At 62.0% G+C, this 23772-nt stretch carries 21 protein-coding genes; 10 read left to right on the plus strand and 11 right to left on the minus strand.

What is annotated here, in order from left to right:
• The first annotated feature begins 134 nt into the window (after window positions 1-134).
• From QZ653_RS12315 to QZ653_RS12340, 6 genes are read left to right on the plus strand one after another with little or no spacing between them, the layout of a single operon-like run.
• Entirely contained in the window at window positions 135-962 is an 828-nt protein-coding gene (locus tag QZ653_RS12315; RefSeq protein WP_296420395.1) for a sulfite exporter TauE/SafE family protein, read from the plus strand.
• A complete protein-coding gene (locus tag QZ653_RS12320; protein ID WP_296420396.1) occupies window positions 959-1828 on the plus strand; it encodes an alpha/beta fold hydrolase in 870 nt (289 codons plus the stop codon). The genes QZ653_RS12315 and QZ653_RS12320 overlap by 4 nt, the downstream gene beginning before the upstream one ends.
• A complete protein-coding gene (ltnD, locus tag QZ653_RS12325; RefSeq protein ID WP_296420397.1) occupies window positions 1825-2721 on the plus strand; it encodes an L-threonate dehydrogenase in 897 nt (298 codons plus the stop codon). The genes QZ653_RS12320 and ltnD overlap by 4 nt, the downstream gene beginning before the upstream one ends.
• A complete protein-coding gene (gene otnK / locus QZ653_RS12330; RefSeq protein WP_296420398.1) occupies window positions 2718-3989 on the plus strand; it encodes a 3-oxo-tetronate kinase in 1272 nt (423 codons plus the stop codon). The genes ltnD and otnK overlap by 4 nt, the downstream gene beginning before the upstream one ends.
• Window positions 3986-4636, plus strand: a complete 651-nt coding sequence (locus tag QZ653_RS12335; protein WP_296420400.1) for an aldolase — start codon at window positions 3986-3988, stop codon at window positions 4634-4636. The genes otnK and QZ653_RS12335 overlap by 4 nt, the downstream gene beginning before the upstream one ends.
• Window positions 4633-5412 (plus strand): hydroxypyruvate isomerase family protein, encoded by a 780-nt coding sequence (locus tag QZ653_RS12340; protein ID WP_296420402.1) that lies wholly within the window; start codon window positions 4633-4635, stop codon window positions 5410-5412. The genes QZ653_RS12335 and QZ653_RS12340 overlap by 4 nt, the downstream gene beginning before the upstream one ends.
• Here QZ653_RS12340 and QZ653_RS12345 read toward each other — a convergent pair.
• The 11 genes from QZ653_RS12345 to QZ653_RS12395 form a co-directional block, all read right to left on the minus strand.
• The gene (locus QZ653_RS12345) at window positions 5384-6493 is read right to left on the minus strand and encodes a siroheme synthase (RefSeq protein WP_366933093.1); all 1110 of its coding nucleotides are present in this window, start codon (window positions 6491-6493) and stop codon (window positions 5384-5386) included. The genes QZ653_RS12340 and QZ653_RS12345 overlap by 29 nt on opposite strands.
• Window positions 6490-7425, minus strand: coding sequence for a glycosyl transferase family protein (locus QZ653_RS12350; protein WP_296420403.1), 936 nt, complete (start codon window positions 7423-7425; stop codon window positions 6490-6492). Before QZ653_RS12350 ends, QZ653_RS12345 begins: the two co-directional genes overlap by 4 nt.
• Window positions 7422-9998: a nitrate reductase gene (locus QZ653_RS12355; protein WP_296420404.1), complete on the minus strand. Its 2577-nt coding sequence runs from the start codon at window positions 9996-9998 to the stop codon at window positions 7422-7424. The genes QZ653_RS12350 and QZ653_RS12355 overlap by 4 nt, the downstream gene beginning before the upstream one ends.
• Window positions 9995-10342 carry a nitrite reductase small subunit NirD gene (nirD, locus tag QZ653_RS12360; protein WP_296420405.1) on the minus strand — a complete coding sequence of 116 codons (348 nt, stop codon included), beginning with the start codon at window positions 10340-10342 and terminating at the stop codon, window positions 9995-9997. Before nirD ends, QZ653_RS12355 begins: the two co-directional genes overlap by 4 nt.
• Window positions 10339-12765, minus strand: a complete 2427-nt coding sequence (gene nirB / locus QZ653_RS12365; RefSeq protein WP_296420406.1) for a nitrite reductase large subunit NirB — start codon at window positions 12763-12765, stop codon at window positions 10339-10341. Before nirB ends, nirD begins: the two co-directional genes overlap by 4 nt.
• A gap of 3 nt (window positions 12766-12768) precedes the next feature.
• Complete coding sequence (locus tag QZ653_RS12370; protein WP_296420407.1) at window positions 12769-14433, minus strand: ABC transporter ATP-binding protein; 1665 nt, start codon at window positions 14431-14433, stop codon at window positions 12769-12771.
• Between the two features lie 5 nt (window positions 14434-14438).
• Window positions 14439-15512, minus strand: a complete 1074-nt coding sequence (locus QZ653_RS12375) for an ABC transporter permease (protein WP_296420408.1) — start codon at window positions 15510-15512, stop codon at window positions 14439-14441.
• Between the two features lie 77 nt (window positions 15513-15589).
• Complete coding sequence (locus QZ653_RS12380; RefSeq protein WP_296420409.1) at window positions 15590-16960, minus strand: CmpA/NrtA family ABC transporter substrate-binding protein; 1371 nt, start codon at window positions 16958-16960, stop codon at window positions 15590-15592.
• A gap of 245 nt (window positions 16961-17205) precedes the next feature.
• A complete protein-coding gene (locus tag QZ653_RS12385) occupies window positions 17206-18351 on the minus strand; it encodes a CmpA/NrtA family ABC transporter substrate-binding protein (protein ID WP_296420411.1) in 1146 nt (381 codons plus the stop codon).
• Window positions 18348-18932 carry an ANTAR domain-containing response regulator gene (locus QZ653_RS12390; RefSeq protein WP_296420412.1) on the minus strand — a complete coding sequence of 195 codons (585 nt, stop codon included), beginning with the start codon at window positions 18930-18932 and terminating at the stop codon, window positions 18348-18350. Before QZ653_RS12390 ends, QZ653_RS12385 begins: the two co-directional genes overlap by 4 nt.
• Before the next feature lie 260 nt (window positions 18933-19192).
• The gene (locus QZ653_RS12395; RefSeq protein ID WP_296420413.1) at window positions 19193-20212 is read right to left on the minus strand and encodes a LacI family DNA-binding transcriptional regulator; all 1020 of its coding nucleotides are present in this window, start codon (window positions 20210-20212) and stop codon (window positions 19193-19195) included.
• 147 nt (window positions 20213-20359) lie between these two features.
• On the opposite strand from QZ653_RS12395, the gene hisD reads away from it, so the two are divergent.
• The 4 genes from hisD to QZ653_RS12415 all read left to right on the plus strand — a co-directional run.
• Window positions 20360-21664 (plus strand): histidinol dehydrogenase, encoded by a 1305-nt coding sequence (gene hisD, locus QZ653_RS12400; protein ID WP_296420414.1) that lies wholly within the window; start codon window positions 20360-20362, stop codon window positions 21662-21664.
• Window positions 21661-22422, plus strand: coding sequence for an SDR family NAD(P)-dependent oxidoreductase (locus tag QZ653_RS12405; RefSeq protein ID WP_296420415.1), 762 nt, complete (start codon window positions 21661-21663; stop codon window positions 22420-22422). Before hisD ends, QZ653_RS12405 begins: the two co-directional genes overlap by 4 nt.
• A complete protein-coding gene (locus tag QZ653_RS12410) occupies window positions 22419-23399 on the plus strand; it encodes an alcohol dehydrogenase catalytic domain-containing protein (RefSeq protein WP_296420416.1) in 981 nt (326 codons plus the stop codon). Before QZ653_RS12405 ends, QZ653_RS12410 begins: the two co-directional genes overlap by 4 nt.
• Before the next feature lie 28 nt (window positions 23400-23427).
• On the plus strand, window positions 23428-23772 hold a 345-nt coding region (locus QZ653_RS12415; RefSeq protein ID WP_296420417.1), incomplete at its 3' end, for a sulfopyruvate decarboxylase subunit alpha.

Here is a 23772-nt window from a genome sequence, read left to right on the forward strand (position 1 = left end):
CAGGGTCTGATCCTGACGGATGGCAACTTTTTTGGCTTCTTCTCCGGCCATCCGATCGCACTTATGCTGGCCCTTGCGGCGGTTGGTGCCTTAAGCCTGTCCTTGATTCGAGCCATGCGAAAGGAAAACGCAGGATGACCGACCCGACAAACTGGTTTTTGATTGCCCCGATCCTTTTGATCGTCGGGGCTATTGCGGGCACGCTGGCCGGGCTTCTCGGGGTCGGCGGGGGCATCGTGATCGTGCCGGTCCTGTATTGGCTGACCGAGGTCGGCATGCTGGATGTGCCAAGCGAGGTGGCAATCCACTTTGCGGTGGCCACGTCGCTGCTGACGATTATTCCCACGTCAATCTCGTCTGCGCGGGCGCACCACAAAAAGGGGTCCATTGACCTTGATATGTTCCGGTCCTGGGCCCCGTGGATGGTGATTGGCGCGCTGATGGGCGGTCTTTTCGCCGCGAACGTGAATGCGACCGTTTTGTCCGGTGTCTTTGGAATTATCGCACTTCTTGTGGTTCTGAACATGCTGAACCCGACGCCGTTTACGCTGGCGAAGGCACCGCCGCAGTCCGTACCGGCGCGCGCCGCGATTGCGGCACCCATTGGCGCGTTTTCCGCGATGATGGGGATTGGCGGCGGCACGTTATCGGTGCCGACGATGACCTTGCTGTCCTTTCCCGTGCATCGGGCTGTGGGCACTGCATCCCTTTTTGGACTGATGATCGCGGTGCCTGGAATCGTGGGCTATGCGCTGGCGGGGCAGGACCTGCCGGGGCTGCTGCCCTATTCGGTCGGGTATATCAATCTTCCGGCGGCGGTGATCATCTCGATCACGACATTCCTGTTCGCCCCGCTTGGGGTGAAGATTGCGCATAAACTGAATGCGCGCAAATTGCGGCTGGCGTTTGCGGTCTTTCTTGGCATCAGCGGGGTCAAGATGCTGTCCGAGGCGTTCTTGTGACCGCCGATCTGACAGAAGGGATGCTGCAGACGGACAGGTTGTCGGTGCATTGTCTGCGGTCACGACCGGTCGATGCAGCCGCGCGGGTACTGTTTCTTGGCGGATCGAATTTCGACTTGCGATACAAACGAGGGGTCCTGAACAGCGATCTGGTTCATCACTTTGATATCGCCACCTACGAGCCGCGCGGGATCGGCCGCACCGAACAGCCCGATGGCGCATGGACCATGGAAGACTATGCACGCGATGCGATCGCCGTGATGGATGCTCTGGGGTGGCAGGACGCCTGCATCATAGGTGAAAGTTTCGGCGGTATGACATCGCTCCATGTCGCCCTGATTGCGCCGGATCGGGTGCGCCGGATGGTTATTGCGTCGGCGACCGCCGGCGGACCTGTGCATCGCTCGTTCGACATTTCCACATTCCTTGATCTGCCACGTGAAACTGCAGCCGCAAAAGCGATGTGCCTACAGGACACCCGTTTGAAAAACCTGCAAGACACGGCCCCTGACACATTCGCCCGCAAGCTGGCCGAACGTGTGGCCTTCGAGGCCGCATTTGCCGATCCTTCGATCACCAGCGGCGGCTACGCCCGTCTGCTGGAGGCGCGCCGCGACCATGATGTGACGGCACATGTGGCCGACATCAAAACCCCGACGACAGTCATCGCCGGCGCGCATGATATGCAGGCTGATCCGCGCTCGCAACACGCGCTGGCTGCCGACCTGCCCAACGCGGTGTTTCACCAGTTTGATGCAGGTCATGGCGTCCTTTTCGCCGCGCAGGAGGCGGTGAAGATGACGATCGGCGCCCTGCGTGATGCGACAGTGAAGACAGCAAACCCCGTAGGAGTAGATATACGATGAGCAACGTTGCAGTTTTCGGGTTAGGGGCGATGGGATACGGCATCGCGGCGTCGATCCTGCGGGCCGGACACACGACCTATGGCTTTGATGTGGTGCCCGCGCAGATGGCGCGGTTTGTAAAGGACGGCGGGGCCGAGGGTTCGGTTGGAGAGGTTGCCGGCAGTCTGGATGCTGTTGCGGTGGTGGTCCTGAACGCGGCACAGACCGAAACGGTTATGTTTGGCGACGACGGCATTGTGCCAAAGTTGCGGACAGGGGCGGTTGTTCTGGCCTGCGCCACTGTGCCCCCCGACTTTGCCCGCGATATGGAAGCGCGCTGTGCAGAACACGGGGTGCTTTATCTGGACGCGCCGATATCCGGCGGGGCTGCAAAGGCTGCGGCAGGCAAGTTGTCGATCATGGCGGCAGGCACCGATGCGGCCTTTGCTGCGGCCAAGCCGGTGCTTGAGGCCACGGCCGAGACCGTGTTCACCCTTGGGGATGCAGCAGGTGCGGGGTCGGCGATGAAAGCGGTCAACCAACTGCTTGCGGGCGTGCATATCGCCACCATGGCTGAGGCGCTGACCTTCGGGATGACGCAAGGGGTCGCCCCTGACACATTTGTCGAGGTGATCAGCAAATGCGCGGGCACCAGCTGGATGCTGGAAAACCGCGCGCCCCATATTGTGGATGGCGATTACACGCCGCTGAGTTCTGTAAATATCTGGCCCAAGGATCTGGGGATCGTTCTTGATATCGCAAAATCCGCGCAGTTCAGCGCGCCCATCACAGCCGTTGCCCTGCAGCAATTCATCGCCGCGGCAGGCATGGGACTGGGGGGTGAGGATGATGCGGCTGTGGCCAAGGTCTACGCGCGTAATGCGGGTCTGACTTTGCCGGGAGAAGATGGATGACCACGGTTCTTGGCTGCATCGCCGATGATTTTACGGGTGCGACGGATCTTGCGGGCCTTCTGGCGCGCAGCGGTGCAAAAGTATCCTTGCGCATTGGCGTGCCGACCGAGGCGCCCAAGGACACGGCCGCCTTTGAGGTGATAGCCCTCAAGACCCGCACAGCACCTGTCGCAGATGCGGTGGCCGAAACGCGGGCGGCCTATGCGTGGCTGAAAGCGGCGGGGGCAGAGCGCTTCTTCTGGAAATACTGTTCCACCTTCGACAGCACGTCTGAGGGAAATATCGGCCCGGTGGCCGAAGCTTTGATGGCTGAGATAGGCACCGATCAGACGATCTACTGCCCGGCGTTTCCTGAAAACGGACGGTCCATTTTTATGGGGAACCTCTTTGTGGGGGAACAGCCTCTCGCCGAAAGCCCGATGAAGGATCATCCGCTCACGCCCATGCGCGACAGCAATCTGATGCGCCTTCTGGCGCCGCAGGTCACGCGGGATGTGGGGCTGATCAATCGGCTAAAGGTCGCCGAAGGGGCGCAGGCTGTGCGCACAGCGCTGGATGATCTGCGCAACGCCGGGACCGCGCATGTGGTTGTCGATGCGGTGGCGAATTCCGATCTGGAGATCATCGCCGATGCCAGCCGTCATTTGCCGCTCTTGACCGGGGGGTCGGCCATCGCGATGCCGCTTCCGGCCCTCTATGCCGCCGACGGCCTTCTGGAACTGAACGCGGCGGAAGCGGCCTATGCGGTGCCAGAGGCGCAGACCATTGTCCTGTCAGGCAGTTGTTCAGCCATGACCAACGCGCAAGTTGCGGCCTACCGCGCCATCGGCGCGCCGGCCTACCAGTTGGACCCTCTGACGCTGGCAGAGAAAGGAACCGATGGCGTGTTGGGCTGGCTTGCCGAACAAAACCTCGGCCAAGCGCCACTGATCTATGCAACAGCCGATCCGGCCAGCGTAGCGGCCGCGCAAGACAAGCTCGGCCGCGAAAGGGCCGGGGCATTGATCGAGGATGTATTGTCGGCCTGTGCCATCGCTGCGCGGGACGCAGGCGCGCGGCGCTTTATCGTCGCCGGCGGGGAAACATCGGGCGCTGTGACCAAGGCGCTGGGCGTGAGCACGCTTGCGATTGGTGCGGAAATCGCGCCGGGTGTGCCGTGGACCTTCTGTGAAAGCGCGGGCCACGCCTTGGCGCTGACCCTCAAGTCCGGTAACTTCGGATCCGAAACCTTCTTTTCCCATGCCCAAACTGTGCTGGACGCATCGTGACAACCGAAACCCGCCTGCGCGACCAAATCTGCCTTTTGGCCAAGTCGATGTTTGACCGTGGCCTGACCGGCGGCAGCACAGGCAACATTTCGGCACGGACCGACGACGGCGGGCTTCTGGTTTCGCCCACGGGGACCAGTTTTGGCAGGCTCGACCCTGCGCGCCTGTCACGGTTTGACGCCACGGGGCGGCTGGTTGAGGGCGATCCGCCGACCAAGGAAATGCCGCTGCACACGGCCTTTTATGACACCCGCAGCACCGCAGGGGCGGTTGTCCATCTGCACAGCTGTCATTCGGTGGCGCTGTCGCTGATGCCGGATGTGGATGCGGATGATTTTCTGCCGCCTCTTACGCCCTACGGAATCATGAAGCTGGGGCGGGTCAAACTGCTGCCGTTCTTTTTGCCCGGCGATCCGGCGATGGGCGCGGCGGTGCGTGGGCTTGCGGGCAAACGGTCGGCGGTGATGCTGGCCAATCACGGGCCGGTTGTGGCGGGCAAGGATATCGAGGCCGCCTGCAACGCCATTGAGGAACTGGAAGACACCGCACGGCTGGCGATGATGACGCGGGGGATGTCACCGCGCGCGCTGACGCCCGATCAGGTGGCCCGCGTTGTGGACACTTTCGATGTGGAGTGGGACGCGTGACGCAGTTTTCAGCCAACCTTGGGTTTCTGTGGGCTGATCTTCCCTTGCCGGATGCAATCCGTGCCGCAGCAAAAGCAGGTTTTGCGGCGGTCGAATGCCACTGGCCCTACGACTTTGCGGCAAGTGATGTGCGCGCCGCACTTGATGAAACGGGCTTGGCGATGCTGGGTCTCAACACGTCACGCGGGGATGTCGCGGGCGGGGAAAACGGATTGTCCGCGCTGCCCGGACGCGAAGCCGAGGCCCGTGCTGCCATCGACACCGCACTGGCCTACGCAAGCGCCATCGACGCCGGTGCGATCCACGTCATGGCGGGGTTCGCGCACGGACCGGACGCGCACGCGGCCTTCGTCGCGAACCTGCACTACGCCTGCGATCATGCCCCCGACCGCATGATCCTGATCGAACCGCTGAACCGGCACGACGCGCCGGGGTATTTTCTGACAACGACAGATCAGGCGCGGGCCATCATCGCCGAGGTTGCACGGCCAAACCTGAAGCTGATGTTTGATTGCTACCACGTGGGCCGCACCGAGGGTGACCTGACCACGCGGCTGGCCGATCTGCTGCCTGTCATCGGACATATCCAGTTTGCATCCGTGCCGTCCCGTGGGGCACCGGATCGGGGGGAGGTCGATTACAAGGAGGTGTTCCGCGTGATTGCCGGTTTGGGCTGGACCAAGCCACTGGGGGCCGAATACCGGCCCACAGCCCCTGTCGAGCAGGACTTGGGATGGATGACCCAGCTTACACGCGGTGATGCGCCGCACGGTTGAGGGTTGCTTGCGCGAAAGTGTCACCATTGCCCCGCGCCGAACGATGGCCGCCTGCACACGGGGCGCGCGCATCATCAGCCCTGACGCCAGGGACAATTTCGAAAGGGATATTCGCGCAGGTCAGAGCATCGGTTTCCGGTGTTGCAGGGCCAGACGCGCCCGACGTTTCGCTTTGCAGATAGACCACACGTTGTCCGCGCTTGGCGGCGGCGACGAGGGTTTGCGCGATTTTGCTTTGGGGCCAGTCGTCACAGCCCGAGGCCGCACCCACATGAACCCGTTCGGCATCACGGCGCGCCAGTTCGAGGATGTCGGGGTCAAGCCGCCGGTCGAAGAAGATCACATCGGCCTCTTGCAAACGTTGGACACCGCGCAGGGTCATCAAATCCTTAGCGCCGGGGCCTGCGCCCACGATGGCGACGCTGCCGCTGCCGGTGGTGCTGCCGCCAAAGTCGCCGGTGTCGATCGCCTGTTTGATCTGTCCGGCCGCCGCGCGTTCCGCCCCGCTGGCAAAGAGGCGGCGGGGGGCATCGTTGAACACCCAACGCCAGAGGTCCCGTCGCGCCCGAGGCGCAAGCCGCGCCGCCGCCGCAGGGCGCATCCGGCCTGCCAGCGCCGCCAGATCCCCCAGCCGTGGTTCAAGCAATTCCTCGACTTTTGTTTTGATCTGCCGTGCAAGGACAGGGGCCGTTCCTTCGGTTCCGATCGCCACCACCACAGGGTCACGATCCACGATCGAGGGCGTCATCGCATCGCAAAGCGCGGGCTGGTCCACCACGTTGACCACCGCCCCCGCCGCCTTTGCCAGTCCATGCAGCGCCATATCCGCGCCGGGGCATCCCGTGGCCACAAACACCAGCGCGGTATCGGCGAATGTATCTGGCGTGACGGGGCCTGTTCGATGAAAGATCCGTCCGGCCATGGACAGCGCGGCCAGTTCGGCATCCAGCGTTGGCGCCACTACGTCGATCCGCGCTTGTGTCTTCAACATCAGGCGGGTCTTTTGGGCGGCCTGTTCGCCCCCGCCAACGACGACCACACGACGGCCCTCCATTTGCAGGAACATAGGAAAGGTTTTCATGCGGTCCGACTTTCTGAAGAGTGGCGTGCGGCCCAAAGGGCGCAGGCCATGTTATCTGCGTCCGACTGGGTCGGGGCAGCATCGAGGGCACGCAGCGCAAGGCCGGCGGTGCCGGTAACAGTTGCCACGGCAAAAGGGTCGGCTAAGCTTCCGAACCACAGGGCGCGCGCGTCAACGGGGCGGTTGATGTCATGCAGACGGCGGGTGTTTTCAAGACACGCGGGGGCCGTTTCCGAAAGGGGTCTGCCGTGTCGCAGGCCGAACACGGCAATGTCTTTTGAGGGGTGACGTTCAAATTCGCCTCCGCCGCCCTTGATGACCGCAAGGTCCCGTTGCCCCAGAAGTTCGGCTGCACGGGTTTGAAGACCGCGATAGGACGGGTGAAAGACCCCTTGGACGCTGACCGGTGCCTTGCTCGGGTTCCACATGCGCAGCACGGTGTTGATGCAGGACCGAAGGCCGAAAGTGTCGCGCAGGTTCAAAAGATCAAAAGCCGCGGGGCAGAGGGTTTCAAGCGGATCATAGCGCACCTGAGGGCCGGCCAGATCAATCGCGTCGCGCACGGATGCAGATGTGGCCTGATGGGAATTCCAGCCGTGCATCGACACCCGAAACCCGGCCTGCGCGACCAGACGCGCCGCCAGAAGAAACAGCGGTGCCCCCCGGCTGCGTCCTGCGGCATAAGACGGCCAGTCAAGGTCCGCGGGCGGGATGTGACCCGAGACATGGGCGCGCAAGGCCGCAGTGAAGCCCGCGATTTCCTGCGCGGTCTCCCCCCGCAGGCGCAAGACCATCAACAGCGCGCCGACGGCTTCGGGGGCAGCCTTGCCTGACAGGATCACGCCCATGGCGTCCTGTGCCTCTGGCAAGGTCAGAGACCGTGCCCGACCCGCGCCGCGGGCCACGATGCGGACGAACGGCGCAAGGGTCATTCGGCGGCCATGGGCATTGCCGCATCGGCGATCAGGGATTTCAGTTCGGGCTTGCACGACCCGCAGTTGGTGCCGGCACAGGTGACGTCGCCCAGTGCGGTCACTGTACGGGCACCCTTTGCCACGGCCTCAAGCAGCGTGTTGCGTCCGATACCAAAGCACGCACAGACGGTCGCGCCGGGGTCCGGCTGGTGGGGGGCTGCGCGCCCCGCAAGCGCCGTCAGCGCGGGCGTGTCGCTGCCAATGGCCGCGATTGCTGTATGGCGGGCAACCACCACGGGAGATGACGCCACAAACAGAAGTGCCGCAATCGCGCCGTCCTGTGTCAGTGCAACACGGCAGACGCCGCTGGCAGGGTCCGATTGAACGCAGACGTCTGCCTGTTCGATGCCGGCCAATGTCAGCGCTTTTTGCGCCCAATCGGTCGGCAAAACGTCGCCTGCAATTTCGGCCTGCCACCCTGTCTGGGTGCGGGCGATGGCCGCATAGGGTGTGATTGGCTTTGGCACATCGCGGCAGGCCAGAAACCCGTACCATCGGGCGGGATAAACCCGTGCCGTGACACGCGCGTCTTTGAGGGCAGGTTGCCCCGAGACAGGATCAACGACCGGCGCGGTCAGGGTGTTGATTGCGCCCGAGGTGCTGCGCTGTCGTGTCCAGTGCATCGGTGCAAAGAGCCGACCGCGCGCCGCGCGGTCCGTGATCAAAGCCCGCAGAAGGGCGCTGCCGTAAAGGCTTTGCACCTCGATGATGTGGCCCGGTGCCGCGCCCAGATCAGCCGCGTCGTCAGGATGCAGTTCCACATAAGGTTCGGCCAGATGCGTGCCCAGACGCGGGGATTTTCCGGTGCGTGTCATCGTGTGCCACTGATCGCGGTTGCGGCCCGTGTTCAGCGCGAAACGCGGGCGAGACAGGGCGGGGGCCGCCACAGGGATCATCCGCGCCTTGCCATCCGGGTGATAAAACCGTCCGTCCGCAAAGAAGCGCCGTCCGTTGCGGGGCCATTGCGTCGGGATCAGATCGGCGTAATCGGCATCGGCAAAGATGCTGAGGTCCAGATCACGGGGGAAGGGCGACAGGGCCTTATCCAGTGCCACGTATTCGGCAAAAATATCGGCAGGTTTTTGGTATGGGAAGGCGTCGCCAAACCCCATGCGACGGGCCACTCGGGTGACGATTTGCCAGTCGGGGCGGGCCTCTCCGGCAGGGGGCAAAAACGCCCGCTGGCGCGAGATGCGCCGTTCGGAATTGGTGACCGTCCCGTCCTTTTCACCCCAACCGGCGGCGGGCAGCAGCACATGGGCAAGGTCATTGGTGTCCGTCGCCTCGATCATGTCGGAGGACACGACGAAGGGGACCTTCGCGATCGCCTCTGCCACGCCATTTGCATCCGGCATAGACACTGCGGGGTTCGTGGACATCACCCAAAGCGCCTTGATCTTGCCGTCCGCGCAGGCCTGAAACAGATCGACTGCTTTGAGACCCGCACGTGGGCTGATCCGCGGGCTGTTCCAGAAGGATTGCACAGCGGCGCGGTGGTCGGGGTTGTCGATCTCAAGGTGGTTGGCCAGCATATTGGCCAGCCCCCCGACCTCACGTCCGCCCATGGCATTGGGCTGTCCGGTGACGGAAAACGGCCCCGCACCCGGTGTGCCAATCCGGCCCGTGGCAAGGTGACAGTTGAGGATCGCGTTCACCTTGTCTGTGCCGCTTTGGGATTGGTTCACGCCTTGGGAATAGACGGTGACGACCTTGTCGGTGCCTGACCAAAGTTGAAAGAACTGCGCCAGTTCATGGGACGACAGGCCCGTGGCCGCCAGTGATGTCGCATTTGCCGCCGCAATCGCGTCTTCAAGCCCGTTTACGTGGGCCGCCGTATACGCGGCGTTGACGCGGCCCGTTTGGGCCAAATGCGCAAGCAATCCGTTAAACAGCGCCACGTCCCCATCGGGCGCGATAGACAGGTGCAGATCGGCCAGATCGGAGGTCGCGGTGCGGCGCGGGTCGATATTGACGATGCGCATATTGGGGCGCACCTCTTTGGCCGCCGCGATGCGCTGATGCAGTACGGGATGGCACCATGCGAGGTTTGACCCTACCAGCACGATCAGGTCCGCCTGTTCAAGGTCTTCGTAGGTGCCCGGCACCGTGTCCGTGCCAAATGCGCGTTTGTGGCCTGCCACGCTGGATGCCATGCAAAGCCTTGAATTCGTGTCGATATTCGCAGCGCCGATGAAACCTTTCATCAGCTTGTTGGCGACGTAGTAATCTTCGGTCAGCAATTGCCCAGAGGCGTAGAAGGCCACGCTTTCGGGGCCATGTTCGGCAATCGCGGCGCTGAATTTCGTGGCCACGAGGTCGAGGGCCGTGTCCCAATCGGTGCGCTTGCCGTTTACTTTCGGGTGCAGCAACCGCCCCTCAAGATCAATGGTTTCGCCCAAGGCTGCCCCCTTGGAACACAGCCGTCCAAAGTTTGCGGGGTGATCAGGGTCGCCTTTGATTGTGCCGTCAGCGCCCGCCAAAACCCCGCAGCCCACGCCGCAGTAGGGACATGTGGTGCGGGTGAGGGTCATGCAGCGGCCCCGGATGTTGGCCGGGCTTGCAAGAACGTGCGATCCAGCAGAATACGCCCGCCGTCCACCCGCGCGGGATAGGTCGCAACGCGGCCTTCGTCCGCCCCCTGCGCCTCACCCGTTTCCAGCGAAATCACCCAGTTGTGCAGCGGGCAGGTGACGGATGTGCCGTGCACAATGCCCTCGGCCAAGGGGCCGGCCTTGTGCGGGCAAGCATTGTCGAGCGCAAAGACCTGATCGTCCGCAGTGCGGAAGACCGCCACGCAGCCAAGTGCGGTCTTGACCATCCGTGCGCCGCGCGCTGGCACGTCGTCGAGGGCGGCAATGTCGATCCAGTCGGTCATTCTGCGGCCTCCAGCGACAGGTTGGCGAGGGGTTGATAACGTTCGGTCTGTTTGGCGACGTGATCCGCCCATGGGTCGTGGCGGTAGATGGTTTGGCTCAGCTCAAAGCGTTCAACCAGCGCGTCGCGGTCTGCCTCCACCCGTTCCTTGATCCAATCGAGGCCCACTTTCGCCATCCACTTGTAAATCCGGTCGAGGTATTTGGCGTTCTCCCGATACAGCTGTGTGACGGCCTTGATGACCAGAATGGCATCGTCTTCGGTGGCGACCTGACACAGCAATTCGGTTTCCTTGACGTCCATGCCAGCCGCCCCGCCGATGCTGATCTGGTAGCCGGAATCCACACACACCACGCCGATGTCCTTACACGTCGCCTCCGCGCAATTGCGCGGACAGCCGGACACGGCAAGTTTCAACTTATGCGGCGTCCACGCGCCATGCAGCGTCTGTTCCAGCTTGATGCCAAGGCCGGTGCTGTCTTGCGTACCAAAGCGGCAATGGTCGGTGCCCACACAGGTTTTCACCGTGCGCAGCCCCTTGGAATAGGCATAGCCCGACACCATGCCCGCATCGTTGAGGTCTTTCCAAATGGCGGGAAGATCTTCACCGCGCACGCCCAGCAAATCAATGCGCTGACCGCCCGTAACCTTGACCGTCGGCACCATGTATTTGTCGGCGGCATCGGCGATGGCGCGCAGTTCCTTGGGCGTGGTGATCCCGCCCCACATGCGCGGCACGACGCTATAAGTGCCGTCTTTTTGAATGTTGGCGTGTTTGCGTTCGTTGATGAAACGCGACTGCGGGTCGTCTTGATATTCAAGCGGCCAATCGGCCAGCAGGTAAAAGTTCAACGCAGGGCGGCAGCTGTGACAGCCATCGGGCGTTTTCCAACCACATTCCTGCCAGACCGCGGGCATGGACGTCAGCCGCCGGGACTTGATCATGCGCCGCACGTCTTCGTGGGTCATATCCGTGCAGCCGCACATCGAGGCGGCGGCGGGAACGACGAAATCGTCGCCCAGTGTGACGGCGAGCACCTGTTCGACCAACCCCGTGCAGGTTCCACAGGATGCGCTGGCCTTCGTGGTGGCCTTGATTGCGCCCAGATCAGAGGCGCCCGCCGCGATGGCGTCTTCGATTTGACCTTTGCAGATACCGTTGCAGCCACAGATCTCCGCGTCACGCGGTAAGGCTGCAACAGCTGCTAAAGGGTCCAGGGGGGTCCCCCCTTGATAGGCGGGTCCAAAGATCAGCGTGTCGCGCATGTCGGCGATGTCGGTCTTGTCGCGGATCAGGCCGAAGAACCAGTTGCTGTCGGCGGTGTCGCCATACATCACGGCCCCGATGACGACATTGTTTTGAAGGACCAAGCGCCGGTAGACCCCGCGCGCAGGGTCGCGGAACACGATGTCTTCGCGCCCGTCTCCGTCGGCAAAATCGCCCGCGCTGAACAGATCACAGCCCGTGACCTTCAGTTTGGTGGACAGTTCCTTTTGCACGAAGGCGTCGGTTTGCCCCATGAGGGTTTTGGCTGCCACTTTCGCCTGGTCATAAAGCGGTGCCACCAGCCCAAAGATCGCGCCGTCATGTTCGACGCATTCACCTACCGCCAGCACATCGGCGTCGGACGTCAGCATCTGGTCATCCACATGGATCCCTTTGCCCACGGCCAACCCAGCGTCCTGCGCCAGTTTCACATTGGGGCGGATGCCCACGGCCATGACCAACAGATCGCAGGGCAGTTCGGTGCCATCGTCCAAGAGCAAGGCGCGGACGTGGCCGTCCTCGCCAAGAATTTCCTTGGAGTTGGCCGCGCATTTGACAGTGATGCCCTTGTCCACCAGCGCCTTGCGCAGCAGATAGCCCGCCGCCTCATCCAACTGCCGTTCCATCAGGTGGCCCATGATATGCACCACGGTGACGTCCACGCCCCGTGCTGCCATGCCCGCAGCGGCCTCAAGCCCCAGCAGGCCGCCGCCGATGACGACGCATTTGTGATCCGGCCCAAGGCCCATCATTTTTTCGGTGTCTTCCAGATCGCGGTAGGCGATGACGCCATCCAGATCGTGACCGGGCAGGGGGATCATGAAGGGATTTGATCCCGTGCCGAAGACGAGTTTGTCGTAGCCCAGAACCTCACCCGTGGTGAGGGTGACGGTCTTGGCCGCGCGGTCGACCGCTTCGACAAAACAGCCAAACCGCGTGGTGACGCTGTTGTCGGCGTACCACGCATCATCGTGGGTCACGATTTCGGCGTAAGTTTTTTCACCCGACAATACGGGGGACAGCATAATGCGGTTATAGTTCCCGCGCGGCTCCCCGTTGATGAGGGTAATGTCGTAGTCGGCCCCGTTTTCAACCAGCGTTTCCAGCATCCGCCCCGTGGCCATGCCCGCGCCGATGACGATCAGGTGTTGTGTCATGTCTTACTCCGCTGCGATGGGCTTGGGGGGTGTTTTGGGGGTGCTGCCGTGCTCATATTCCTCAAGGAAATCAAGCACCTCTTGGCGGTAATTATAGTAATCGGGGTGTTCCAAAAGCGCCTTGCGCGTGCGCGGGCGCGGCAGTTTGACGTCGGTGATTTTGCCAATCGTCGCTTGCGGCCCGTTGGTCATCATCACCACGCGGTCGGCCAGCAAAATCGCCTCATCCACGTCGTGGGTCACGCAAATGGCGGTGACCTTGGTCCGCGACCAGACCTCCATCAGCACTTCCTGCAACTCCCACCGTGTCAGGCTGTCGAGCATCCCGAAAGGTTCATCGAGCAGCAGCAGTTTTGGGCTGAGCGCAAAGGCGCGCGCGATGCCGACGCGCTGTTTCATGCCGTTGGACAGATCGGCGGCGCCCTTGTCCATACTGTCGGCAAGGCCCACCCGTTCAAGGTAGTATTCGACCACGTCCTGACGTTCGGCCTGGGACGCGCGGGGATAGACTTTGTCCACCCCGATCGAGACGTTTTCCTTGGCCGTCAGCCACGGGAACAGGTTGGGCGATTGGAATACGACGGCGCGTTCGGGGTCCGCGCCTTCAACGTTCCAGCCATCCAGCCGGATCGCGCCCTTGCTGATCGGGTTCAACCCCGCAGCCATCGTCAGCACCGTGGATTTCCCGCAGCCCGAATGCCCGATGAGGGAGATAAACTCACCCTTGTTGATCTTCAGATCGAAGTTCTCAACGACTGTCAGCGGGCCTTTGGGGGTGGGATACACCTTGTCGAGTTGGGAGAAGTTGAGGAACTTTTCCTCAATCCCGCCCTCTTGCGCTTTGGCCACGGCTGCGGGCACGCCGTGGATCGGTGTCACGTTGGGCAACAGCCGCGTTTCTTCGACCTTGGCGGCGATGCCCACGTCCATCAGGTAATTGGTGACCTCAGCGCGCAGGGCCTTGAAGGTTGCGTCATTGTTCATGGCTACACGGTCGCGGGGGCGGGGGATGTCGACCTTGAATTCATCGCCCAGCGTCCCGTCGGGGTTCAGGGCGATGATGCGGTCGGCCAGAATAATCGCCTCATCCACGTCGTTGGTGATCAGCACGCAGGTCTTTTTGTCGGCGTCCCAAATCGCCTCAATCTCATCCGCAAGGTTCGCGCGGGTGAGCGCGTCGAGGGCTGACAGTGGTTCATCCAGCAGCAGCATTTCAGGGTCCATCGCCAGCGCACGGGCCACGTTGACCCGCTGGCGCATCCCGCCGGACAATTCGGCCGGGCGGCGGGTCGCGGCGTGGGACAGTCCCACCATGGCCACGTAATGATCGACTTTGGCGGCGCGTTCGGCCTTGGACAGATCAGGGAACATCGTGTCCACGGCCAGCGCGACGTTGCCCTGCACGGTCAGCCACGGCATCAGCGAATAGCTTTGAAAGATCACGCCCCGTTCACGGCCCGGTTCTTTGATCGGCTCGCCTTTGAAGGTCACCGTGCCGCTGGTCGGCTGTTCCAGCCCAGCCATCAGGTTGATCAGCGTGGTCTTGCCGGTGCCGGAGAAGCCGAGGATGACGACGAACTCTCCGTCCTCAACGCTTAGGTTGATGTCCTTGAGAACCGGCGTCTCGCCGTAGCTTTTCGAGACGTTCTTGAAGTGAAGCAGCGTCATATCAATCACCGGTTGTTGCTGAATGTGAACATGGATTGCAGCGCATACATCACACGATCGAGAAGGAAGCCGATGATGCCGATGGTGAACACAGCAACCATGATGCGGGCCAGCGATTGGGAGGACCCGTTCTGGAATTCATCCCAGACGAATTTTCCAAGACCAGGGTTCTGGGCGAGCATTTCTGCCGCGATCAGCACCATCCAGCCCACGCCGAGGGACAGGCGCAGACCCGTGAAGATCAGCGGCAGGGCGGAGGGCAGGACCAGTTTGGTGATCTTGGTGTAGGTGTTCATTTTCAGCACGCGGCTGACGCTGACGAGGTCCTTGTCGATGCTGGACACACCCAATGCGGTGTTGATCAACGTGGGCCAGAGAGAACACAAAGTCACCGTGATGGCCGAGATCAGGAAGGATTTCGAGAACATGCCGTCATTGGTGGTGTAGGCCGCAGAGACGATCATCGTGACAATCGGCAACCACGCCAGCGGGGAGACCGGTTTGAAAATCTGGATCAGCGGGTTCAGCGCGGCATTGGCCGTGACGGACAGACCGGCGGCAATGCCCAGCGGAATGGCCACGATTGACGCAATCAGAAAGCCGAAGAATACCGTTTTGATCGAGGTCCAGATCTGGTCGTAATAGGTTGGTTTGCCGGTATAAACACGGTCGCGGACCTTGTCGGTCTCGCCGTTGGCGATGTGTTCGGCGTTGCGTTCATCCTGGCGGACATAGAACGCAGCCTCACGTTCGCCTTCGCGCACGGCATCGGCGCGCAATTCGCCCACCTGTTCCCAGACCTGCGCGGGGCCGGGTACCGCGCCGAGGGAGGTTTGCACCTGCGGGGCGAGGGTCGCCCATAGCCCGATAAAGACGGCGATGGACAGCAGTGGCACCCCCAGCAGACGCCAGATTTCGCCCATCTGCGCGCGCGGGTTGTCGCCGGCTGCCGCCTTCAGGATGGGCGTCACCCATGACAGACCCAATACGCGAAACCATGCGTCGGCCTTGTTGATGCGGGCAAACCGCCGCTGGCGGCGGGCTTCGGTGTCCAGTGTGATGGGGTCAATGGCGGTCATGTCGAATGTCCAACTGCTGTTGCCTGAGGAGAGAAAGAAAGGCCCACCCCGCAGATGCGCGGGATGGGAAAGGGGCATCAGCCCTGAATTTCGCCATCCAGCACTGTCTGGCCGGACTTCAGACCGATGGGCAGGCTGTCGATGTAGGCGTTTGGCGCGCGGCCGTCATAGGGAATGGCGTCAATGATATCGGCAGCCGGAGTGGGCGCTTTGAAGCCGTCGCTGTCCCAAGGGAAGTCGGCCTCGTTCGCCATGCCCTCGTCGACCAGAAGACGCGCGGCGTCCAGATAGATGTCGGGGCGGTACACTTCGGCTGCGGTTTCGAAATACCATTCATCCGTCATGGTTTCCGGGATCTGGCCCCAGCGGCGCATCTGGGTCAGATACCAGATCGCGTCGGAATAGAACGGGTAGGTCGCGTTGTAGCGGAAGAACACGTTAAAATCCGGGGCAGGGCGCACGTCGCCTTTTTCGAATTCAAAGAAGCCCGTCATCGAATTGGCGATGACTTCGGCATCGGCACCCACGTATTCGGGGCGCGACAGCATCTCCACGGCCTCTTCGCGGTTGGCGTTGTCGTTTTCATCCAGCCAGATCGCGGCGCGGATCAGCGCTTTGGTCAGGGCCAGTGTGGTGTTGGGGTAGTCTTCGGCAAATTCAGCGGTGATGCCGAAGACCTTTTCAGGGTTGTTGTTCCACATGTCGTAGTCAGTGATCACGGGAACGCCGATGTCCTTGAACACGGCCTGTTGGTTCCAAGGCTCACCCACGGCGTAGCCAAAGATCGTGCCGGCCTCCATCGTGGCGGGCATCTGCGGCGGCGGCGTCACGGACAACAGAACATCCGCGCCAATCTGGCCGGAAATATCCTGTTGGCTGTAGTACCCCGGTTCCAGCCCACCGGCGGCAAGCCAATAGCGGATTTCGTAGTTGTGGGTCGAGACAGGGAACACCATCCCCATATTGAACGGCTCACCCCGATCAAGGTAGTCTTCGACCACGGGGGCGAGTGCGCTTGCGCTGATCGGGTGCTGGGGGCGGCCATCGTCCATCAGGGGCACATTCGGCTTCATCTCATCCCAGATTTCGTTGGACACGGTGATGGCGTTGCCGTTCAGGTCCATGGAAAAAGGCGTGATGATGTGCGCCTCGGTGCCGTAACCGATGGTCGCGGCGAGCGGCTGACCGGCCAGCATATGTGCGCCGTCCAGTTCACCGCTGATGACACCGTCCAGCAGGACCTTCCAGTTTGCTTGCGCTTCCAAAGTAACGAACAGGCCCTCGTCTTCGAAATAGCCAAGTTCATAGGCGACGGCCAAGGGGGCCATGTCCGTCAGCTTGATAAACCCGAGTGTCAGGTCTTCCTTTTCAAGGTCAAGGGATTGCGCCGCAGCCGTGGTTGCCAAAAGGCTCGACGTGGCCAGAAGCATCGCGAAAGTGGTTTTCATACTCAGTCCTTTCCAAACCCCTTAGGGGCAAACAAAAAAGCCGCACGTAGAGACCACGGGGGAGGAGATCCGTGTTCCATACGAGCGGCTTTGCTCTGGGATGTGCGCGACCTGCGTCGGTCGGCGCGATTTAACGGGCAACGTTGCCCCTTGAACTTACGATGCGCGGATGGGCCGTCGGGTGGCAACATTTTTGCTGCGTTGCGGCGTCGATAATTGCCGCCATGCAGAAATTGCCCAATAATTCAGCAATCCGGCAGGGGGAAATCAAAGGTTCTGCCATCAAAGAAAGCATCAGGCGCAAGAATCATATGACCTCGGGTGGAGGACACCGCGGTCTCGAACTTGAGCGCGCCTTCGACCTTTTCGGACGCACCGGGCATATCCGCGCCGATCCCTTCGAGATTTTGGCGATAGAGGTCGGACCGGAAACAGGATTTCGCCTTTGCCAATCCGGCCTCACCGGCGCCAAGCTGGTTTGCGATCCATGCTGCCTGACTGCGCCATGGAAAGGATGCGGCATGTTTGTGAAACTGGACGAACCTGTCGACAGGTTTGGGCGCGACGCCGCGTCCGGGCGTGATCTGGCCGGACAAAGCCGGATCAATCAGATCGGGTGACATGCTGAGGTGTTCACTGCGGGCCAGAATTTCGACCGCGAGGGTCCGGTTCTTTGGCACGTCAAGCCATGCAGCAGCCTGATAGACCGCACGCATCAAACGCCGCGTGGTATCGCCGTTTTGTTCAACCCAGTCATGACGGGCGGCGAGGACCTTTTCGGGGGCAAAGTTCCAGACATCGGCGCCTGTCATCATGATCCGGCCGACGTTTTGTTGCACCGCAACGCTGCCCCATGGCTCCCCCACCCAGAAGGCATCGACAAAGCCGTCGGCAACCGCATCGGCCATGCGGGGCGGCGGGATGGTGATTTCCTCGACCACCAGTCCCGGCACCGTTGCTGTCCAGTAGGACAGCAGCAGCCGGTGCATGGAATGATGAAACGGGACCCCGACGCGCAAAGGACGCGGGCCATTTCGGGTCAGGGCCGCCAGAAGGGCCGCAGGATCCCCGAACGGCACACCGGAGAGGGTTTCGGCCACCGTGTTGGAGACCCCGAAAATCGTGCCGTTGACCGACAGGACCATCAAGGTGTCGATCCGCGCAGGCAATCCGCCCAGCCCCATGGACATGGCCACCGGCATGGGGGACAGGATATGCGCGGCGTCCAGATGACCCAAGGCAAGCATATCGCGCAGGGCGGACCATGACGGCTGCATAATCAGGTTCAGCACAAGGCCCTCTTCGGCGGCGAACCCCAGTTCCTTGGCAATCACCAGCGGCGCACAATCGACAAGGGGCACATAGCCGCAATTCAGGACTGTCGCGCTCACGATAGAAGGTCCGAGGCTGTCACCAGCGCATGTGCCACGTCGATGACTTTACGGTTCTGGCGCATCGCGGTTTTGCGCAGCAAGGTGTAGGCGTCATCTTCGGAAATCGACCGCTGGCGCATGAGGATGCCTTTGGCGCGGTCGATCGTCTTGCGATCTTCAAGGGCCTGTTTTGCGGCATCGAGTTCGGATTGCATGTGACGCATGACCTTGAAGCGGGCAATGGCGGTTTCCAGAACGGATTTGATACGGTCCATTTGCAGGCCGTCGACGACATAGGCACTGACGCCGGCGTTCAGCGCGGCCTGCGTCAGCGTCTCATCCGTCTGATCCACAAACAGCGCGACCGCCCGTTTGGAGGTCTCTGTCGCGAAGGAGATATGTTCAAGCGTGTCGCGATCCGGGTTTGCCAGATCAATCAGGACGATATCGGGCACGAATTCCTGAACAATACGGCCCAAAGCGGAAATTTGCGCCAAAGCCCGCACATCTGACCACCCCGCATCCGTCAATGCGGTGATGATGCCATGCACCCGGTCAGGGTCCGGTTCGACGATAAGAATGCGCAGGTCACGGTTCATGGGGCGGGTTTTGGCCTGCGTCGTGGTATGGTCAACCGGTGGGGCGCAGACGAATTTCTGGGGGGGGCCTGATTGCACTGGAAATGGGCATCCGGCGCGGCGCTGCCTATCTTTTCCACATCACAGAATTTTGCCGTGCCAAGGAAACAGCTGAGTGACAACAGCCTCCCGGCACTGCAATGGCGCTGTATTTGCGCATAATGGACCTGCGTTTGCGAAGATCGCGTTGTGATGCTTCCGGACCGGACGGGTGCCCCCTGTCAGGGACGAACAGCGCGGACAGAGCCGCGCAGGCGCAAACTGCTGTCAAGCTTTACGGGGTCCGGTCGGGTTCCGGTTTCGATCATGCCGATCAATGTCTCGGCCGCAAGTCCGCCCATTTGACGGTGCGGCACGTGGACAGTGGTCAGGGGCGGCACGACGATCCGCGCCAGTTCGATGTCGTCAAATCCGGTGATCGACAGGTCATCAGGCACCCGCAGCCCCCGGCGTCCTGCCTCGCGCAATGCGCCCACGGCAAGCACGTCGTTTCCGCACATCAAAAGGGTCGGGGGCGGGTCACAGTCCAGCAACCTGCCACATGCGGCGGCACCTGCATCAATGTCGTAGTCGCATTCCTCGACCGGCAGACCCCCTGCATCAAGACCGCAGGCCATCATCGCATCCCTGATCCCGCCCACGCGCTCAGCCGCGCGGTCATTGCCTGCGATATGGCCTGAGATGACAGCGATCCGGCGGTGGCCCAATTCAAGCATATGGTTGGCAAGACCACGCATTGCTGCACGATTGTCAAAGCCCACGGATGAAAGCGCCCCATCGGCATCATAGGCCCACGACACCAAAGCAGGCACATCGCGGTCCGAAAGATACGCATAGGTGGCGTCCGGTCTGTCGTGACCGATCAACAGCAAACCATCCGCACCACGGCCCACCAACGTGCGAATTTGTTCGGCCTCGCGGGTGGGATCATAGGCGGAACTGGCCACAAGCAAGGTATAGCCGCGAAGGTGCAATGCCTCTTGAAACGCCTGAAGGCCGCGCGCGAAAATCGCGTTTTCCATTGTCGGGATGACGGCCCCGATGGTGCGGGTGCGGTTCGCCGCCATAGCGCGGGCGGCAAAATTGGGGGTGTAGCCCAGATCGCGTACCGCGCCCATGACCCGTTCCAGCGTCTTCTGCGAGACCTTCTGCGGCGCATTCAGACAGCGCGAGACCGTCGCCGTCGATACCGCCGCCAGACGGGCCACGTCATCAATAGTGGGGGAGGACTTCTGGGTCACGCTTGTGGCCTTTCACAGATTCTGACGGCGCATTTCAGCCATCCTAAAACAAGAGCGCAGACAATGTAAGCGCTTGCATAAAGAGTATGTAACCGCTTACATGACGTAGAGGCACCCCCCGGATTGCCTTTGCACAGGATCGACCCTATGACCCGCGACTACCTCAAGAAAGCGACGCTGACCTCGGCCTCTGGTGCGTCTGACGTCCATGATACGGTCGTGGGGATCCTGAATGACATTGAGGCCGGGGGCGATGCAAAGGCGATGGAATATGCCGCCAAGTTCGACCGGTATGAGGGCAGCGTGATGTTGTCACAGGCAGACATCGACGCGGCGATCGCGCAGGTGCCGGACAAGTTGAAGGCAGACATTGATTTCGCCCACGACAACGTCAAACGCTTTGCAGAGATGCAAAAAAGCACCGTCGCAGATGTCGAGATGGAGATGTCACCGGGCTTTATCGCGGGCCAAAAGGCGATCCCCGTGGATGCCGCAGGCTGCTACGTGCCCGGCGGGCGTTACAGCCATATCGCATCAGCCATCATGACCGTGACGACCGCCAAGGTCGCCGGTTGCAAACACATCACCGCCTGTTCGCCGCCCCGTCCGGGCGTGGGCGTGGCCCCGGCCATTGTCTATGCGGCGCATGTGTGCGGCGCGGACAAGATCATGGCCATGGGCGGTGTACAGGGCGTGGCCGCGATGACCTTCGGGTTGTTTGGCCTGCCCAAGGCCAACATCCTTGTGGGACCGGGCAACCAGTTTGTGGCCGAAGCCAAACGCATCCTCTTTGGCCGTGTCGGCATCGACATGATTGCAGGCCCAACGGACAGCCTGATCCTTGCCGACAAGACCGCCGACGCGCATATCGTGGCCACCGATTTGGTCAGTCAGGCGGAACACGGCTATAATTCGCCCGTCTGGCTTGTGACCGATGACCGCGATCTGGCCGAACGGGTCATGGCGCTGGTGCCGCAGTACATTGATGATCTGCCCGAGCTGAACCGCGAAAACGCCTTTGCCGCATGGCGCGATTATGCAGAAGTCATCCTCTGCGAGGACCGCGTGGATATGGCGAAATGTTCCGATGAATATGCGCCGGAACATCTGACGGTGCAGGCCGACGATCTGGACTGGTGGCTTGAAAACCTCACCTGTTACGGGTCGCTGTTTTTGGGTGAAGAAACCACTGTCAGCTACGGCGACAAGGCGTCGGGCACCAACCACGTGCTGCCCACGTCCGGGGCTGCGGGCTATACGGGCGGTCTGTCGGTGCACAAATACATGAAGATCGTCACGTGGCAACGCACCACCCGTGAGGCGTCCAAAGACGTTGCGATCGCCACCGCGCGGATCAGCCGTCTTGAAGGGATGGAAGGCCATGCGCGTGCCGCAGACGTGCGTTTGGCCAAATATTTCCCCGGTGAAAATTTCGATCTGAGCGCGGAATGACCAACCCTGACCGCCTGTTTGACCTTTCCGGCAAGGTCGCCTGCATCACCGGGGCCAGTTCCGGCCTTGGGCGGCGGGCGGCGATGGTTCTGGCCGAGGCAGGCGCGCGGGTTGTGGCCGTGGCGCGACGGGCGGAGGCGATTGACAGTCTGGTCGACGAGTTGGGCGCTGTGGCGGAAGGGGTCGCAGCGGACGTCACCGACCGCGCGGGCTTTGCCGATCTGGTCGAAGATATCAGCGCCCCCTTTGGCGCGCCTGACATCGTGGTCCATGCGGCCGGTGTGAACACCCGGCAGGCGGCAGATGACGTGACAATCGAAGGCTGGGATCAAACGCTGGCGCTGAACCTCAGCGCGCCGTTTTTTCTGTCTCAAGCGATGGTGCCGAACATGAAGGCCAAAGGCTGGGGGCGGATTGTGAATTTCGCGTCGTTGCAGACCACACGCGCCTTCCCCGGCGGCATCGCCTATGGGGCCAGCAAGGGCGGCATCGCCCAGCTGACCCGCGCCATGGCCGAGGCGTGGTCCCCCCATGGGATCACCGCCAACGCCATCGGGCCGGGGTTCTTTCCGACCGAACTGACGGCGGCTGTCTTTGACGATGCAGATCGCGCGGCCCGCAACGCCGCCCAGACCTGCATCGGGCGCAACGGCACGCTGGACGACATCGACGGACCGGTTTTGTTTTTATGCTCGGATGCCTCCTCCTACGTGACGGGGCAGGTGCTGATGGTTGACGGGGGGTTCACCGCGAAATGAAGGCCTTGGTCTATGATGGGGTGGAAACGCTGACCTTTCGGGACGTGCCCGATGCGGTTGCCGCCGACGGCGAACATCTGATCAAGGTGGAGGCGGTAGGCATCTGCGGGTCCGACATGCACGCCTATCTGGGCCATGATGCGCGGCGGCCCGCGCCTCTGATCCTCGGGCATGAGGCCGCTGGCACGGTCGTGGGAGGCGACCGTGCCGGCACCCGTGTGACGGTCAATCCGCTGGTCACCTGTATGGTTTGTCCGGCCTGTCTGGCCGGTCGTGAAAACCTGTGCCCGGATCGTCAGATTATCTCAATGCAGCCCCGCGAGGGGGCCTTTGCGCAGTATATCACCATGCCGGACCGCAATCTGGTTGAGGTGCCCGCAGATGTGCCGCTGGAGAAGGCGGCGCTTGCCGAACCACTGGCCGTCAGCTGGCACGCGGTGCGTCTGGCGCTGGGCGCGCTGCACCCTTCGATGAACCGCACAGCGCTGGTCGTGGGCGGCGGGGCGATTGGCCTTGCCGCAGCCTTGGCGCTGCGCGCCATGGGGGTGGACGACATCACCGTGGCCGAACCCAACGCCGCGCGCGCCGCGTTTTTGGCAGACCGATGCGGCCTGCGGGTGGTGGCCACGCCGGAGGGCGCGTTTTCGATTGTGATTGATGCGGTGGGCTATGCCGCGACCCGCGCCGTGGCCTCGACCCATGCAGCCCCCGGTGGGGTCATTGCCCATGTGGGGCTCGGCGAGGACGCTGGCGGCATTGACGTGCGTCGCCTGACCTTGCAAGAGATCACCTTTATCGGCACCTACACTTACACCGCGCAAGATTTCCGTGACACGGCCGGGGCCATCTTTGATGGCCGCCTTGGCCCGCTGGACTGGACGGACCAGCGCCCGTTGGCACAAGGGGCCGCCGCATTCCGCGACCTGCGCGCAGGCGCTGTAGCCGCCCCCAAGATCATTCTTAACCCTTGGGCGTGACCCGCGCCCCAACCTGAAAGGCAACGCCATGAACATCGACAAGAAGATCACCGATGATCTTGTCGCCAACGATGTTTCTTTCGTCACCACAGTGCCCTGCAAACAGCTGGCCGGTGTGATCGAAGAAATTGATCAACGGAGCGAGATTTTCCACATCCCGTCTAACAAGGAAGATGAGGGGATGGGCCTGTGTGCCGGTGCTTTCATGGGTGGCAAACGGTCTGCGATCATCATGCAGAACACCGCCATTGGCGTGACGATCAACACGCTTGCCACACTCACGCAGTTCTACCGCATGCCGCTGCCGATGATCATTTCCTACCGGGGTGAGCTGCGCGAACCTGTGGCCTGTCAGGTGGAAATGGCCGTGCAC

Source organism: Pseudooctadecabacter sp. (genome assembly GCF_020627745.1).
GTDB lineage: Bacteria > Pseudomonadota > Alphaproteobacteria > Rhodobacterales > Rhodobacteraceae > Octadecabacter.